Below are 15,591 nucleotides of genomic sequence, written 5' to 3'. Positions count from 1 at the left end.
CCCCCGAAGCAGCCGCGGCGCTGCGGCACCTCCCGCCGCTCGGCACCGATACAGCCGGACCCCTCGGGCCCGGGCTCCTCTCCTCCGGAGCCCTCGGCGAAGTGATCCTCGAGATCCAGGCACACCTCTCCACCTGATCCTCGTCCACCTGATCCTCGACCGCTTCAGCCCGGATTCAGCGTCGACCGACCACACTGGAGGAATGCGGATCCTGGTGGTTGACGACGAGGTGCGCCTGGCCGAAGGCGTGCGCCGCGGGCTCGAGGCCGAGGGCTTCGCGGTCGACGTCGCGCACAACGGCGTCGACGGACTCTGGCGTGCACGCGAGACGCAGTACGACGCGATCGTGCTCGACCTGATGATGCCGGGCATGAGCGGATGGAAGGTCTGCGAAGCACTGCGCGCCGAGGAGAACTGGACGCCCGTGCTGATGCTCACCGCGAAGGACGGCGAGTGGGACCAGGTCGAGGCACTCGAGACCGGAGCCGATGACTACGTCACCAAGCCGTTCTCGTTCGCGATCCTCGTCGCACGGCTCCGCGCCCTCGTGCGCCGTGGAGCCGTCGCCCGCCCGGCGATCCTGGAGGCGGGCGATCTGCGGCTCGACCCCGCAGCCCACCGGGTCTGGCGCGGCGAGACCCCGGTGAGCCTCACCGCTCGGGAGTTCTCCGTGCTCGAGTACCTGATGCGTCATCGCGGGCAGGTGCTGTCGAAGCGCGCCCTCATCGACGGCGTCTGGGACGACGACTTCGACGGCGACCCCAACATCGTCGAGGTCTACGTCGGGCACCTCCGCCGCAAACTCGACAAGCCGTTCGGTCGTGAGGCCATCGAGACCATTCGCGGTGCGGGCTATCGACTGGCGGCCGACGGTGGCTAACCGCAGCTGGCGCACGGTGCGCGGCAGGACCACACTCGGTGCCACCGTCGTCGTCGCCGTCGCCCTGCTGATCGGAGCCTTCTCGTTCTACGGTGTGCTGAGCGCGAGCATCCACAGCAGCACCGAGCGCGCTGCGGAACAGCGGCTCAGCGAGCTCGCCGAGCGTGCAGGTGGGCCGGGAGGCAAGGGCATCGACGCGCTCGAAGACGAGATACTGCAGATCCTCGGTCCGGACGGCTCGGTACGTGCCGCGAGCGAGGAGGCTCGCGACAAACTGGGGTCGACGCCGCTCCCCGCCGACGACGACCCGCAGACGACCACCGTCGACGGCGACACCGTCCTGGTGGTCTCGGAAGACATCGACGGCGATCAGACGCTCGTGCTCGCGGTCTCGATGGACGACGACGCAGAGACCCTGGCGACGGTCGCGACGCTGCTCGCCATCGCGGTCCCGCTGCTGCTGCTGCTCGTGGCCGTGACCACCTGGCTGGTCGTGGGTCGCGCGCTCCGACCGGTGGAGCGCATCCGTGAGGAAGTGGACGGCATCACCGCCGAGCGCCTTCACCAGCGCGTTCCCGTACCCGACACAGCAGACGAGATCGCCGCACTCGCGACCACCATGAACGGCATGCTCGACCGGCTCGATGCATCTGCCACCGCGCAACGCCGATTCGTATCGGATGCCTCGCACGAGCTGCGTTCGCCGCTCACGACCATCCGCCAGCACGCAGAGCTCGCCCAGGCCCACCCCGAGGTCACCAGCATCGGCGAGCTCGCAGAGGTCGTCTCGGAAGAGGGGCTCCGACTGCAGGGCATCGTCGAATCGCTGCTGCTTCTCGCCCGCCTCGACGAGGGTGCGAGCACGCTCGACGAGGCGGTCGACCTCGACGACATCGCGCTCGGCGAGGTGCGCCGACTCCGCGCGGCAGGGCTCGACGTCGACGGTACCGGCATCCATGCCGCACGGGTGCACGGCGACCCGCGCCTGCTCGGCCAGCTGGTGCGCAACCTCGCAGACAATGCCGCCCGCCACAGTCGAGGTCGGGTGGCGATCGCGGTGATCCCCTCGGACGGATACGTGTTCGTGACGGTGGAAGACGACGGAGCCGGGGTTCTCGCCGAGGAGCGGGAGCGGATCTTCGAGCGCTTCGTCCGGCTCGACGAGGCCCGCAGCCGTGACGCCGGAGGCAGCGGCCTCGGCCTCGCGATCGCGCGCGGAATCGCCGGCTCCGCCCGCGGCACCCTCGTGGTCGACGACTCCCGCTGGGGCGGCGCGCGGTTCGTCCTCACCCTCCCCCGCGGCGCCTGAGCGACGGGTTCCTGAAGAGTCCTTCAGGACGCTTCAGGGAGGCTTCAGCGCCCGCGGGAGAGCATCGAGTCATGGACGACAAGACACCCTCTCCCGACCAGACGCCCGAGAGCACGCCGGACGCGCCGACCGTGCCGGTGGCCCCGACTCCCGATGCCGCAGCGGCGCCGACGGCCCCTGCACCCCCGGCCGGGACGGCACCCGCGCCCGGCGCCGGCGAGCACCCGACGTTCCCGGCGGCCGAGCCGACCCCCGGTGCCACGGCATCATCCCCGACGGCCGGCCGCAAGCGCGCGCTCCTCATCGGGGGCGGCATCGCGGCAGCCGTGGTCCTCGCGGGCGGCGGCATCGCCATCGGCGCGGCGATCGGCGACGAGTTCGACGACGACGACCGCTCCTCGGTGTCGGACGGCCCCCGCCAGGACGACAGCGAAGATCACAGTCGTCCCGGTGACGGCCCCAGGGGCGACGACCGCGGCGACACCCCCTCGAACGGTCGTGGCCCGGTGACGGGCATCGGTTCCGCCTCCGCCGACGAGCTGATCGCGATCGCGGATGCCGCACGCGGCGCGGCCGACGGCGACGTCACCTCGATCGACGCGAAGCGTGACGGCACCTGGGAGGTGCAGCTGAGCACAGCGGCGGGAGATGAGACCGAGATCCGCGTCGACAAGGAGCTCGCGGCGACCGTCGCCTCCACCGACGCGGCAGACGGCGACGACACCGGCCCGACGCTCACCCTCGACGACGAGACGATCCGCGCACTGGTCGCCGCCGCACTCGCCGAGGCCGAGGGCATGATCACCGACCTCGATGTCGACGGCGACGACGTGAGCCCCTACGACGCCTCGGTGCTCACTGCGGACAGCCGATCGATCGACATCGAGTTCGACGCCGACTTCGCGGTCGTCGGTACCGACATGGACTGAGTCGGTGCGGGCCGCGTCCTGTCGGGCGGACCCGAGACGCCCGGCATGATGGTGCCGCCGCTCTCTACCGGGGCGGCGGCACCATCGCGTCCTGCGGTGGCGAAGCCGATCAGCACGCAAGTCCGATTAGCATTCAAGGATGACGAACTCCGACCCGATCGACGACATCTCCATCGGCGGTGAGGTGATCCGCCTCGGACAGTTCCTCAAGTTCGCCGGCCTGCTCGACTCGGGCGGCGACGCCAAAGAGGTCATCATCGACGGGTACGTGACCGTGAACGGCGAGATCGATCGACGCCGCGGACGACAGCTGCGCGACGGCGACCTCGTGTCGTTCGAGGGACGCACCGTCCGCGTCCGACCGTGACCTCGGCCCGCTGATCGCCGGCCGGTCCGCGGCCGCAGTTCAGGCGGTCCGGTAGCGGAGGAACATCACCCCGCCGTTCGCGACCATTCCTCCGGGGAGGTCGAGTGGGCGGGGTGTGCGGTCCGCGAGGGAACGAACGGGACACCCCGCCCCGAGGGCCACGACTCCCCAGCCGTGCCCTCGTGCGCCGGCCGGCGGTTGCACCGCGCCGAGGAGGGCACGGGTCGAACACACTGCCGTTCGCCGACCGACGAGGTCTGAGGTCCGTCGTCGCGGCGTCCCGATCAGATGACCGGTGGAGGTGCGCTGCCTCCGCAGAGAAGACGTTGGATGCGCGGGACCATTACGCGCGACGGGCTTCGGTCAGGATACGGTGCCGGGTGGAGGGAGCACTTTTCGCGCGGTGACGATGATCAGCACCACGAGGAGGGCGACGATCGTGAGGTCGGCCGCGATGTACGCGTAGTGCGCCCCGTTGGTGCCCGGCGCCTCCGATCCCGCGATCACGAGGTCGCTGCGCCGGTTCAGCACGGGACGGATGAGTGCGACCTCGACGACGAAGACCAGCCAGATCCCGCCCAGGATCATGAGGGGCCCGCGTCCCGCCCGTGCTCGCACGCTCACGAACGTGAGCACCAGGAGCACGATGCCGGCGAGCACATTCAACGCGGTGAAGACGAGTCGTCCGATACCGAGTCCGATCGGGATCGTGACCCCCGGGGCGAGGAACTTCAACGGCGCCTCGAGGAACGAGATCGCGATGATCGCGCCGAGCAGGAACGCGGGCAGCAGCAGCCGCAGGGCCGTGGTCGTCCGTCCCGTCGTCGTCACGTGGTCCTCCTGTCTCGCCGGTCGATGGCGCCCCTCGACGCTACCTCCGCGCTGTCCAGGAGAGGTCAGCATCCACCGGGGAAAAGCCCTGTGCGCTGGTGACGACCTGTGCCCTGGTGAGAGACCTCTGCCGTCACAGCCACTCGATCACCTGCTCGATCAGGATGCCGACGCCGATGACCGTCATCGCGATGCCGGCGATCCGAGTGACGACGGAGCTCGCGCGGGGCCTCGTCCGCAGCAGTCGGCGAGCGAGCAGCCCGACGGTCGTGTACACGACCGCGATGTTGAGCAGATGCAGGCCACCGAGCGCGAGCATCTGCGTCGTTGACGGCCAGCCGTCGGGGCTCGTGAACTGCGGCAGCAGGGCGAGCAGGAGCAGGAGGCCCTTCGGGTTGATACCGCTCACGCCGGAGCCGCGCAGGAACTGCGCCCATCCGCCCGTGGCGATCGGCTCGCCGCTCTCGGCGATCGGCGCCGGGCGGCTGGCGAGCGTCGTCGCCCCGAGGAAGATCAGGTAGAGCGCGCCGACCACCGTCAGCGTCGTGAGGGTGACGGGATACGTGGTGACCAGCGCGCCGAGGCCGAGCGCGACGGCGACGATCACGACCGTGTAACCCGCGATCATCCCGAGGATCGATGGCGCGATCGAGCGAGCACGCAGGCCGGCGGAGATCGCATAGGCCCAATCAGCGCCCGGCGTCAGCGCGAGCATGACGGCGACCACCCAGAACTGCATGACCAGCGCGATATCCATCGGTTCTCCTCGATTCGAGGAAGAGACTACGAAGAATCACGCGAAAGGTGCTTCGATTCTTCGGGCGACTGACGGCTTCACCTGCAAGAATTGTCACCATGGACGCACTTGACCGGGAGATCCTCTCGCTACTGCAGGACGACGGTCGGATGAGTGCCACGAATCTCGCCGCGCAGGTCGGGTTGAGCCTCTCCGCCTGCCATCGCCGACTCAAAGAGCTGGAGCAGTCCGGAGCGATCGAACGCTACCGGGCGGTGGTCGCCCCGGCAGCCGTCGGCCTCACCTTCGAAGCCATCGTCTTCGTGACGATCGGGCGTACCGACAAGGACACGATCGTCGCGTTCGAGGAAGCCGTCGTCTCGATCCCCGCCGTCGTCGAGGCGCAGCGCCTGTTCGGCGACCCCGACTACATGCTGCGCATCCTCACGCGCGACATGGGTTCGTACCAGGAGCTCTACGACAACACCCTCGGAGCCCTGCCGGGCGTGCAGCGATTGACGTCGACGATGGTGATGAAGCGACTCGGCGCGGACCGCGCAGTGCCGATCCCCTGAGCGCGGCTCGAAGGTGCCGGACGTTCTCAGAGGAGATGCTGACGGATGCGCTCCACGAGCTCTCCGGCCGTGCCATCCACCGTCACCGTGATCCCGTCCTCGTCCGCCCCGAGCGGCTCCAACGTCTGCAACTGCGACGCCAGCAGCGCGGGTGGCATGAAGTGACCGCGGCGCGCAGTCGCCTGCTCCGTGACCCGCTCCTTCGGTGCGTCGAGGTGCACGAACACCGTGTCAGGGGCCGATGCGCGCAGCCGATCGCGGTATCTCCGCTTCAACGCCGAGCACGCGATGACGACCCCGGGGTCCGCGGCGAGCGCCGCCCCGACCCGGTCGAGCCACGGCCACCGGTCATCGTCATCGAGAGGGATCCCTGCCGCCATCTTGGCGACGTTCTCCGAGCCGTGCAGATCGTCCGCATCGATGAACGAGACCCCGAGCCGATGTGCGAGGTCCCGGCCGACCGTCGTCTTGCCCGCCCCGGACACCCCCATGACGACGATCGGCCTGGTCACCAGAGTCACCAGTCGTGCACCGTTCCATCCGCGAGGCGGTTATAGGGCAGGTACGCCCGCTCGTACGGGTACTTGCCCGCCTCGTCGACGTCGAGCTCGACGCCCAGGCCCGGCTTGTCGCCGGGGTGCAGCAGTCCGCCACGCCAGGTGAAGGACTGCTGGAACACCTGGTCGGTACGCGAGCCGTGCTGCATGTACTCCTGGATGCCGAAGTTGTGGATCGCGAGGCCGAGGTGCATCGCCGCCGCCATGCCGACCGGCGAGATGTCGGTGGGCCCGTGCATGCCGGACTTGATCTGGTACATCGCCGCGTAGTCCAGTGTCTTCTTCAGCGGACTGATGCCGCCCATGTGGGTCACGGCCCCGCGCACGTAGTCGATGAGCTGGTCGCGGATGATGTCCTTGAAATCCCAGACGGTGTTGAAGATCTCGCCGATCGCGAGGGGCGTGGTCGTGTGCTGGCGCACGAGTCGCAGCGCCTCCTGGTTCTCGGCGGGGGTGCAGTCCTCGAGCCAGAACAGGTCGTACGGCTCGAGCGCCTTGCCGAGCTTCGCCGCCTGGATCGGCGTCATCCGGTGGTGGCCGTCGTGCAGCAGCGGGATGTCGGGGCCGAACTCGTTGCGCACCGCCTCGAAGACGCCCGGCAGGTGGTTCAAGTAGGCGCGGGTATCCCAGTCCTCTTCGACGGGCTTCGCGCCTCGGCGGGCGGGCTCGTGGTCATAGCGGGCTTCTCCCCCTCCGGTGTCCGCGGCCTGAGAGGCGATGCCGTAGATGGCCTTGAGCCCGGGAACACCGGTCTGGATCCGGATCGCCCGATACCCCTGGTCGAGGTGCGCGCGCACGGAGTCGAACAGTTCAGGCAGCTCCTTGCCCGACGCGTGACCGTAGGCGAGAAGCCCGGTGCGCGATGCCCCGCCCAGCAGCTGGTAGACCGGCATCCCCGCCTTCTTGCCCTTGATGTCCCACAGCGCCATGTCGACCGCGGCGACAGCGGCCATCGTGACGGGTCCCCTGCGCCAGTACGCGCTCCGGTAGAGGAACTGCCAGGTGTCTTCGATGCGGTCCTCGTCGGCGCCGTTCAGCAGCGGGACCACGTGCTCGGTGAGGTACGCGACGACCGCCAGCTCTCGGCCGTTGAGGGTCGCATCGCCGAGGCCGGAGATGCCATCGGCCGTCGTGAGCTTGAGGGTGACGAAGTTCCGGTCGGGGCTGGTGACGATGACCTCAGCCTTGTCGATGCTCATGCGAGGGTCCCTTCGGGAGTGAGGTGGTCGATGACGGTGCGTGCGCGGTCAGCCGCGGGCACGGCGGAGATGGTGCGGGCGATCACAGCCGTCGCGGGATCGGTCGGGTCGAGTTCGACGAGGGAGCGGATCCAGCTCTCCACGGCGTGCAGCTGCGCGTCGTCGGCGGCATCGCCGGCCTCTCGGCGTCTCCGCAGGGGAGCGACGAGGCGCAGCGCCACCTTGATCGGACTGTCCCGACGGATCTGGTCGAGCCGATGGGCGATGCGCGGATTCGAGAAGCGGAGGCGCAGATCGTCGAGCCATCCGTCGAGCTCCGCGACCGGCAGGTCGACCGCGGTGCGCTGCGCAGCCCACAGCGCCTCGGTGTCGGCGCGCAGGTCGGCATCGCCGAATGCCTCTGCGATCGTGTCGTAGCCCCGCAACCGCCCTGCCGCGGCGAGGAAGGTGTGCCCGGCGTTGAGCAGATAGAGCTTGCGCGCTTCGTACGGTCCGACATCCGCCACGAATCGCGCACCGACCTGCGCCCACTCCGGAGCACCGCCCGGGAACTCGCCCGCGAGGATCCATTCCGTGAACGGCTCGGTGACCACCGCGGACGGATCGTCGAGGCCGGTGAGCTCCCGCACAGCGTCGATGTCGGCAGGCGTGACGGCAGGGGTGATCCGGTCCACCACCGTGTCGACGAACGATGCGATGTCCGAGATTCCCGCAGCCTGGGGCCCGGCGGCCTTGCGCACCGCGTCGCTCAGCACCCGGCCGTTCTGCGGCAGGTTGTCGCAGCTCACGACCGCGATGGCTCCTGCACCGGCATCCGCCCGAGCGACGAGACCTTCGGCGATGCGCCGCGGAACCCCGGAACCGGCCGAGTACCCCGCCTCGGTGACCGTCACGGTCAGAACTGCGACCCGAGGATCGGTGAGAGTGTCGAGCCAGGCCCGCTCATCCGATCCGGGCACCGCCCGCACGATCGACTGCACGGTCGTCGCCCGGTCTCCCTCGGCAGAGCGCTCCAGCACCGTGTACACGCCGTCGTTGCGCGACAGCAGCTCTGCGGCCTCCGGGGCACGCCCGGTGAAAGCGGCGATGCCCCAGCCGTCGTCTGCGGCTGCACGGTCGTTCGCCTGCTGGGTGTACCAGGCCTGGTGAGCCCGATGGAAGGCACCGAGACCCAGATGAGCGGCATGGAGCGGGGGATGCTGCGTGCGCGCAGGCCCGGTCACGATCCGATGCCGGCGGCGCCGGCAGACGCGCGCAGGAACGCGAGGTCGTCGGTCAGGCGTTCCGCCAGCGGAGCATCCGTCGAGAAGTCCTCCAGCGTCACCCAGCCGTCGTAGCCGACCTCGGCGAGGGCGCGGAAATAGTCCGGCACGCTGGCGATGCCCTCGCGAAGCGGAGCCCATGCCGACTCCCAACGCACATCGCCGTCGAGCCCCGTCTGCCCGGTGCGCTGCCAGACGGCGTTCTTCACATGCACGTGCGCGAGGTACTCCCCCAGGAGTTGCAGGCCGGCGCGAGTGTCCTCCTGCCCTTCGATCACGAGGTTGCCGAGGTCGTGGATCACACCGATGGTGCGCGGGTCGATGCCGTCGACCAGACGGAGGGCAGCCGACGCCGACGCCGAGATCGTCTGATGGTGCAGCTCGACGAGCACCTTCACGCCGAGTGCGCCCGCCTCGCGGGAGGCCCACTCCAGGTCGCCCTTGGTCTGTGCGAACACCGTGCGATAGTCCTGGGTGTCGTTGAAGGGGATGCGCACGCGCACCTGACGCGCACCGAGTTCTGCGGTGGCCCTGAGCGTCCGCAGCACATCGTCTCGGTCGGGCGCGAGCGCGTAGCCGCCGATGCCGCTGAACTCCAGCCCGGCCTCGCGGGTGATGCGGGCGATCTCGGAGACCGACCCCTCGAGCCCGGTGAGCGGCCAGGTCGCGCGGTTCCCGGCCCAGAATCCGGGCGGGTCGGCCTCGTCCTGGTCGGTGATGCGCCACTCGATGCCGTCGTAGCCGATCGCGGCGATGCGGCGGGCCGCCTCTGCGGGCTCCCAGTCGGGGGTCGCCGCGGTGAACACCGAGAACTTCATGCGACGCCTCCCGTCCGTACGTCCGCATCGTCGACGGTGCCGCCGATCAGGTCGGCGACGCGTACCGCAGAACCAGTGGTCGCCGACACGTAAATGCCGCGCACCACGGCGAGCGCCAGCAGTGCCTCGGCTACGCCGACCCGCGAGGCTCTCCCCTCACGGATGCTCTCGACGATGTCGGCGTACTGGCGGGCGTGCCCCTCGGCGAACGCCTGCGGGTCACGGTCGTCGCCGAGCCGATGCCCCTCGGGCACCCAGTCGACGCTGCGGTCGGCGGTGTCGCCGTCGACCCACAACCGGGCGAGCTGGTCGTTCTCGATGATGCCGGTCCCCTGCGCGCCGTGCACGGCCAGCCGCACCGGCTGCTCGGGGAAGGCGGCGGTCGTGGCGTGCAGAACGGCGAGCGCACCCGACTCGAAACGCACCGTGACGACCGCCACGTCTTCGACCTCGACCCGCTCGTGCGCGAGCAGCGCCGTGTGGGCGAACACGTCGACGGGGGTGCCGAGGAACCACAGCAGCAGGTCGACGGTGTGCACGCCCTGGTTCATCACGGCACCTCCGCCATCGAGCTCCCACGTGCCCCGCCAGGCGCCCGAGTCGTAGTACTCCTGCGAGCGCCACCAGGGCACGGAGGCGACAGCGCTCGTGATCCGCCCCAGGCGTCCGGTGTGGGCGGCCTCAGCGACGGCCACCGCGCCCGGGTCGAAGCGGTGCTGGCTGATCACCGAGATCCGGATGCCGTGCGCCTCGGCGTCCCGTGCGATCGAGGCCAGCCGGCGACCACGTTCCATCGACACGTCGAGGGGCTTCTCGAGCACGACGTGGATCCCCCGCGCGACCGCCCGCTCGGCGAGTTCGACATGGGAACCGCTCGGGGTGCAGATGACGACCACATCGATGTCGTCGGGGATCGACTCGATATCGGCGTGCGTGGATGGGCGCTCTCCTCCCAGTTCTTCGACGATGAGGTCGGCCAGACGATCGGTCGCGGTCGGCACTTCGTCGACGACCGCGACGATGCGCAGGCCGGGGGTGGCCGCGATCGCTCTGGCGTGGTTGACGCCGATGATGCCGCATCCGACGATGGCGACGTCGAGGATTCCGTCGGTCATGAGAGGGTGACTCCGATCTCGTCTGTGAGTGTGCGAAGGGCTCGGCCGGCACGACCGAAGGCCTCAGGCCCCGAGAAGCCGCCGAGCGCGTTGACGTCGGCGAGGTGCGGTTCGAGCGAGGCGAACCCCGCATAGCCGTCGTCGCGCAGGGCGGTGAGGGTCTCGCGCAGTTCGCCGTCTCCGTCGCCCACCGGCACGACCTCACCCGTCGCGGCGAGAGCATCCTTCAGCTGCAGATACTCGAGGTGCGGCCGCAGCTTGGCGTAGCCGTCGGTGAACGGCCGGACGCCGACCTGGACGAAGTTGGCGTTGTCCCAGGCGACGCGCAGCCGGTCGGAGCCGACCGACTCGATCACGTCGAGCACGCGCGAGGGGATGTCGCCGTAGATGTCCTTCTCGTTCTCGTGCACGAGGGTGACCCCGGCCGCTTCGGCGGTGCGGGCGAGCGCTGTCATGCGCACGAGCACGTCGTCGCGGATGTCGTCCGCTGAGAGGTGCTCCGCACGGAAGAACGAGAAGATGCGTATGTACGGGGTCTCCAGCACCTCGGCCGCACGGATCGCCCGTTGCAGCCGACCGACCTCGTGCTCGACCGGCAGAGACACATCGACCTTGCCGATCGGCGACGCGATCGCCGACACCGCCATGCCGCGCTCGCGCACCACGGCCGCGAGCTGCGCGAGCTGCGACTCGTCGAGATCGACGACGTTCACCCCCCACGCGCTGCGCACCTCGATGTGCCGCGCGCCGAGCGCCTGGAGCACGGCGATCTGCACGGCCGGATCGGGATCGATCTCGTCACCGAATCCTGAGAGCTTCCACGGGGTCATTTCACTCCTCCTGCGGTGAGACCGCCTACGAGATAGCGCTGGAACACGAGGTAGAGCACGACGACGGGGATCGCGCAGATGAGCGAGGCCGCCATCATCTGCCCGTACAGGGGCACGGCTCCCGTCTCCTGCGTCGCGCCGAAGATCTGCAGGGCCACCGCGGCGGTGCGGCTGTCGCGGTTGGTCATGACCGAGGCGAACAGCACGTCGTTCCAGCCCTGCAGGAATGCGAAGATCGCGGAGACCACGATCCCCGGCCAGCTCAGCGGCAGCACGATGCGCGTGAGGACCCGGAAGTTCGAGGCACCGTCCATGCGCGCGGCCTCCTCGAGCTCGCGCGGCAGTCCGCGGATGTACGTCACCATCACCCAGGTCGAGAACGGCAGCGCGAAGGTGAGATAAGTGACGAACACCGACCAGTGGGTGCCGATGGTGGGGATGCGCAGCACCGATGAGAGCGTCGAGAACATCACGAACACCGGAAGCAGCATGAGCGTGCCGGGGACCGACTGCAGCCCGAGCAGTCCTCGAAGGATCGTGACGCGTCCGATGAAGGTGAAGCGCACCAACACCCACGCCATCGAGACCGCGACGGCCGCGCAGACGACGGCGACCGCGCCGCAGATCAGGAGGCTGTTGGCCAGCCCTCCCGCGAGATCGACGCTGCGCCACACCTTGACGTAGTTGTCGAGCCGGAGCTCGGTCGGCCAGTACGCGCCGCCGGCGACCGCGACATCCGCATTGATCGAGGCGAACAGCATGTACGAGACAGGCCCGAACACGAGCAGGCACAGGACGATGTTCGCGGCAGCCAGAAGCGGGCGCGGCAGCAGCCGATCCACCTGGCTGTGACCGCCGGGGCGGCTCCGGCGCGGGTTGACCTGCGCGATCGTGGTGGTGGCGCTCATCGCTTCGCGTCCTCTCCGGTGTCCAGGCGCACGGCGCGCAGGTAGATGAACAGGGGGATCGCGACGATCGCGAGCGAGGCCACCGCCATGGCCGCCGAGAGGCCGAACCGGAAGCTCTGGAACGCCGTGACGTAGGTGAGGACCGGCAGCACCTCGACATCGACCGGCGCCGGTATCCCGAAGAGCACGAACGGCATCGTGAAGGCGTTGATGCTGTGCAGGAAGGTGAGGATGAATGCCAGCAGGATCGATCCGCGCAGATACGGGAGGATGACCTTGCGCAGCTTGATGCCCCACCCCGCGCCGTCGAGCGCCGCGGCCTCGTGCACCTCCGCATCCACCGCCTGCAGTCCGGCCAGCGTCAGCAGGTACACGAACGGCCAGCTCACCCAGAGCTGCGCGATGACCAGGGTCCAATAGCTCTGCGGCCCGTTGAGCCACAGCCCCGGGTCGACCCCGAACACGCCGAATGCCTCGTCGACCACTCCTTCGGGCTGGAACATCGCCCGAAAGACCGTGGCCACCACGAAGGCGGGGAGGATGTACGGGATCAGGTAGACGGAGCGCACCAGCCCGCGACCGCGGAAGGCGTTCTGCGTGGCCAGCGCCGCCGTGACTCCGATCGGGATCGCCGCCACCGACACGATCAGCGCATAGCTGACGCTCAGCCCGATCCCGCGCAGCAGCGGCGAGGAGGAGAACGCCTCGACGAAGTTGCCCAATCCGACGAACGGCGCCTGCAGCCACTGCCGGATCGTGTACTGGTCCAGGTCGAGCATCGAGATCCAGAAGGCCAGCAGCAGCGGCACCAGGATCAGCAGTGTCATCAGCACCCCGCCGGGCAGCAGCATCCACAGCGGGCGGGGCCGCTCGCTCGGCGGGGTGTCGTCGGTCCGTTTCCGACGCGTGTCGGTGGCGATCGCCATGTGCGTGTCCCCGCGTCGCTACTTGGACTTGTCGAGCGCCGACTGCGCGCTCGCCTGAGCCTCGGCGATCGATGCGGCGATCGCGCTCTGGCTGAGCGATCCCCCCTGCAGGGCGGGCAGTGATTGGACGACCACGTTGGTCAGGGCGAGCTGCGTGTCCCCCCAGGCGCCCGTGAACGGGGTGGCCACCGACTGCGAGGCGGCCTGCACGTTGGCGCTCAGATCGGGATTGTCCTTCTCGACCTGTGCCGCCGCCTCCACGCCCGTCGGCAGTTCGCCGAACGTGTCGAAGTAGTCGAGCTGCGACTCGGTGCTGGTGAGCATCTCGATGAACGCGAATGCGAGATCCTGGTTCGGCGAATACTGCGCGACGACGAGGTTGTCGCCGGAGAGGATGCTGGCTGCCTCCTTGCCGCCCTTCGGAAGTACGGTCTCCCCCGGCGGGATGGTCGGCAGGAGCGCGTAGGCGTAGGAGTCGGCGACAGGTGAGCCCGCGAACGTGGGCTTGGAGTTCGCCGAGGTCATCGGCAGGAAGCCGGCCTTCCCTTCGGCGAAGGCGGCGACGGCCTGCGCGTTCTTCCACCCGACCGATGCCGGGTCGACGAGTCCGTCCTGGTACCAGCCGAAGTAGGTGTCGTAGGCGGCGGCCACGGCCGGGTCGTCGATCTCCGCCTTCTTGGCGTCCACGTCGATCAGCGGGTTGCCCGCCTGCACACTCATGCCCCAGACGAACTTCCAGGGGTCAAAGCTGTCGGCGTAGCCGATCGCGAGACCGTGCACATCCCCTGATTCGATCTTCGCGGCCGCAGCCGTCAGCTCATCCCAGGTCGTCGGCGGCTCCTCGATGCCGGCGGCGGCAAGCAGCTCGGTGTTGTAGGCCATCACGAAGGGACGACTCACGAACGGGATGGCGATCTCGTCGTCCTCGCTCGGGCCGGAGATACCCAGGGTGGATGGCACGAAGCGGTCGCGGCCCCCGACCTTGTCCCAGTCGGCATCGGTGAGCTTCACGAAGGCTCCCGTGGCGTAGGCGGTCGGTGTGAAGGTGGTGCCGAGACCGTAGACGTCGGGGCCCTGTCCGGAGAGCACGGAGGTCTGGATCTTCGTGAGCTCGTCGTTGGCGCTGGCGAAGGTCTCGAACTCGACGGTGGCTCCGGTCTTCTCCTCGAACGCATCGGAGACCTTCCCGAACCATTCCTTCTGCTGCTCGGGGTAGAGGCCGTTCGCGGCCATCATCACGGTGAGCGTCTGGCCTGTCCCATCGACAGCGCCACCGGTGCCGCCGTCATCCGTACCAGCGCCGGATCCCGAGCATGCGGTCAACGCGATCGCTGCTGCGGTCATCGCCCCGAGGGCGATCAGGGGTCGAGACTTCATTGAACTCTCCTTCGAGACAGTGAGTGGACGTGACTGCGTCTCCGCCAAGGTAGGCAAGCGTGGCAATTGTTAGCAATCCATTGCCAGTAATTGCCATCCTGTGATTCTGTTGCCCCATGTCGTCCCTCACACCGCCTCCGCACCGGCCGACCCTCGCAGACGTGGCCGATGCCGCCGGCGTCGCGATCTCCACGGCCTCGCGCGCACTCGCCGTCCCCGGTCGCGGGAACCCCGACACCCGCGAGCGCATCATCCGCATCGCGAAGGACCTCGGTTACACCCCCGTCACCGCGTCGAACGCCTCGGCGACACCATCGACCCGCATGGTCGCCGTCCTCGTGTCGGATGTCACGAACCCGTTCTACTTCGGCATCATCCGGGGCACGCAGCAGGCTCTTCGCGTCGCCGGATACTCGCAGATCCTCGTGCATACCGAGGAGTCGCCCGAGATGGAGGAGAGCACGCTCGAAGAGCTGCGCAGCTCGTACGACGGTGCGATCCTGACCGCCTCCCGCCTGTCCGATGAGCGGCTGGCTGAGCTCAGTGCCGAGCTTCCGCTCGTCGCGTTGAACCGGGCGGTGCCGGGAGTGCCGTCGGTGTTCATCGACACACCGCTCGGCTTCGACCAGGCCGTCGAGCACCTCGCCTCGCTGGGCCATCGACGCATCTGCTACGTGGCGGGCCCTCCGACGAGCTGGGCGAGCAACCTGCGCTGGCGTGCCGTGGCGGCCGCGTGCGAGCGCCTCGGGATCGAGCACACGAAGGTGGGCCCGTACCAGCCGCGCACGAAGGCGGGCGCGGCCGCGGCGGATGCTGCGCTGAACACCGGCGCCACCGCGTGCGTGGCTTTCAACGACCTCCTCGCGATCGGCATGCTCATCCGGCTCAAGGAACGCGGCGTGCGCGTTCCGGAGGACATGAGCATCGTCGGCTGCGACGACATCTTCGGCGCCGACTTCTGCAACCCGCCGC

The 15,591-nt window shown here is 69.1% G+C and carries 17 protein-coding genes; 6 read left to right on the top strand and 11 right to left on the bottom strand.

Annotated features, from left to right (window positions below; genetic code table 11):
• The first annotated feature begins 202 nt into the window (after positions 1-202).
• The 4 genes from AX744_RS22050 (at position 203) to AX744_RS22035 (ending at position 3,485) form a co-directional block, all read left to right on the top strand.
• Positions 203-880 (top strand): response regulator transcription factor, encoded by a 678-nt coding sequence (locus AX744_RS22050; protein WP_061018493.1) that lies wholly within the window; start codon positions 203-205, stop codon positions 878-880.
• A complete protein-coding gene (locus AX744_RS22045) occupies positions 873-2,189 on the top strand; it encodes a sensor histidine kinase (RefSeq protein ID WP_061018500.1) in 1,317 nt (438 codons plus the stop codon). Before AX744_RS22050 ends, AX744_RS22045 begins: the two co-directional genes overlap by 8 nt.
• 71 nt (positions 2,190-2,260) lie before the next feature.
• On the top strand, positions 2,261-3,118 hold the full coding sequence (locus tag AX744_RS22040) for a hypothetical protein (protein WP_082738586.1): 858 nt from the start codon (positions 2,261-2,263) through the stop codon (positions 3,116-3,118).
• A 139-nt stretch (positions 3,119-3,257) separates the two neighbouring features.
• A complete protein-coding gene (locus AX744_RS22035) occupies positions 3,258-3,485 on the top strand; it encodes an RNA-binding S4 domain-containing protein (protein WP_017829834.1) in 228 nt (75 codons plus the stop codon).
• A 363-nt stretch (positions 3,486-3,848) separates the two neighbouring features.
• Here AX744_RS22035 and AX744_RS22030 read toward each other — a convergent pair whose 3' ends face one another.
• A complete protein-coding gene (locus AX744_RS22030; protein WP_046748552.1) occupies positions 3,849-4,316 on the bottom strand; it encodes a hypothetical protein in 468 nt (155 codons plus the stop codon).
• 133 nt (positions 4,317-4,449) lie between these two features.
• Positions 4,450-5,073 (bottom strand): LysE family translocator, encoded by a 624-nt coding sequence (locus AX744_RS22025; RefSeq protein ID WP_061018490.1) that lies wholly within the window; start codon positions 5,071-5,073, stop codon positions 4,450-4,452.
• Between the two features lie 98 nt (positions 5,074-5,171).
• On the opposite strand from AX744_RS22025, the gene AX744_RS22020 reads away from it, so the two are divergent.
• Positions 5,172-5,627 carry an Lrp/AsnC family transcriptional regulator gene (locus AX744_RS22020; protein ID WP_061018488.1) on the top strand — a complete coding sequence of 152 codons (456 nt, stop codon included), beginning with the start codon at positions 5,172-5,174 and terminating at the stop codon, positions 5,625-5,627.
• Between the two features lie 26 nt (positions 5,628-5,653).
• Here AX744_RS22020 and AX744_RS22015 read toward each other — a convergent pair whose 3' ends face one another.
• The 9 genes from AX744_RS22015 to AX744_RS21975 are packed head-to-tail and all read right to left on the bottom strand — an operon-like array spanning position 5,654 to position 14,619.
• Positions 5,654-6,139 carry a gluconokinase gene (locus tag AX744_RS22015; RefSeq protein WP_231728852.1) on the bottom strand — a complete coding sequence of 162 codons (486 nt, stop codon included), beginning with the start codon at positions 6,137-6,139 and terminating at the stop codon, positions 5,654-5,656.
• A gap of 5 nt (positions 6,140-6,144) precedes the next feature.
• Positions 6,145-7,383: a D-mannonate dehydratase ManD gene (gene manD / locus AX744_RS22010; RefSeq protein WP_061018486.1), complete on the bottom strand. Its 1,239-nt coding sequence runs from the start codon at positions 7,381-7,383 to the stop codon at positions 6,145-6,147.
• Positions 7,380-8,606, bottom strand: a complete 1,227-nt coding sequence (locus AX744_RS22005) for a mannitol dehydrogenase family protein (RefSeq protein WP_061018484.1) — start codon at positions 8,604-8,606, stop codon at positions 7,380-7,382. The genes manD and AX744_RS22005 overlap by 4 nt, the downstream gene beginning before the upstream one ends.
• Positions 8,603-9,463 (bottom strand): sugar phosphate isomerase/epimerase family protein, encoded by an 861-nt coding sequence (locus tag AX744_RS22000; protein ID WP_061018481.1) that lies wholly within the window; start codon positions 9,461-9,463, stop codon positions 8,603-8,605. Before AX744_RS22000 ends, AX744_RS22005 begins: the two co-directional genes overlap by 4 nt.
• On the bottom strand, positions 9,460-10,578 hold the full coding sequence (locus tag AX744_RS21995) for a Gfo/Idh/MocA family protein (RefSeq protein WP_061018479.1): 1,119 nt from the start codon (positions 10,576-10,578) through the stop codon (positions 9,460-9,462). Before AX744_RS21995 ends, AX744_RS22000 begins: the two co-directional genes overlap by 4 nt.
• Positions 10,575-11,408: a sugar phosphate isomerase/epimerase family protein gene (locus tag AX744_RS21990; protein ID WP_061018477.1), complete on the bottom strand. Its 834-nt coding sequence runs from the start codon at positions 11,406-11,408 to the stop codon at positions 10,575-10,577. Before AX744_RS21990 ends, AX744_RS21995 begins: the two co-directional genes overlap by 4 nt.
• The gene (locus tag AX744_RS21985; RefSeq protein ID WP_046748544.1) at positions 11,405-12,316 is read right to left on the bottom strand and encodes a carbohydrate ABC transporter permease; all 912 of its coding nucleotides are present in this window, start codon (positions 12,314-12,316) and stop codon (positions 11,405-11,407) included. Before AX744_RS21985 ends, AX744_RS21990 begins: the two co-directional genes overlap by 4 nt.
• Complete coding sequence (locus AX744_RS21980; protein ID WP_046748543.1) at positions 12,313-13,242, bottom strand: carbohydrate ABC transporter permease; 930 nt, start codon at positions 13,240-13,242, stop codon at positions 12,313-12,315. The genes AX744_RS21985 and AX744_RS21980 overlap by 4 nt, the downstream gene beginning before the upstream one ends.
• Positions 13,243-13,260: 18 nt before the next feature.
• Complete coding sequence (locus AX744_RS21975; protein ID WP_061018475.1) at positions 13,261-14,619, bottom strand: ABC transporter substrate-binding protein; 1,359 nt, start codon at positions 14,617-14,619, stop codon at positions 13,261-13,263.
• Positions 14,620-14,735: 116 nt separating this feature from the next.
• On the opposite strand from AX744_RS21975, the gene AX744_RS21970 reads away from it, so the two are divergent.
• Positions 14,736-15,591: LacI family DNA-binding transcriptional regulator (locus AX744_RS21970; RefSeq protein ID WP_061018474.1), on the top strand; the 856-nt coding region annotated here is incomplete at its 3' end.

The organism is Microbacterium sp. CCH5-D1 (assembly GCF_001557335.1).
GTDB classification, from domain to species: Bacteria; Actinomycetota; Actinomycetes; order Actinomycetales; family Microbacteriaceae; genus Microbacterium; species Microbacterium oxydans.
This window is presented reverse-complemented; position numbering and strand designations above follow the sequence as displayed.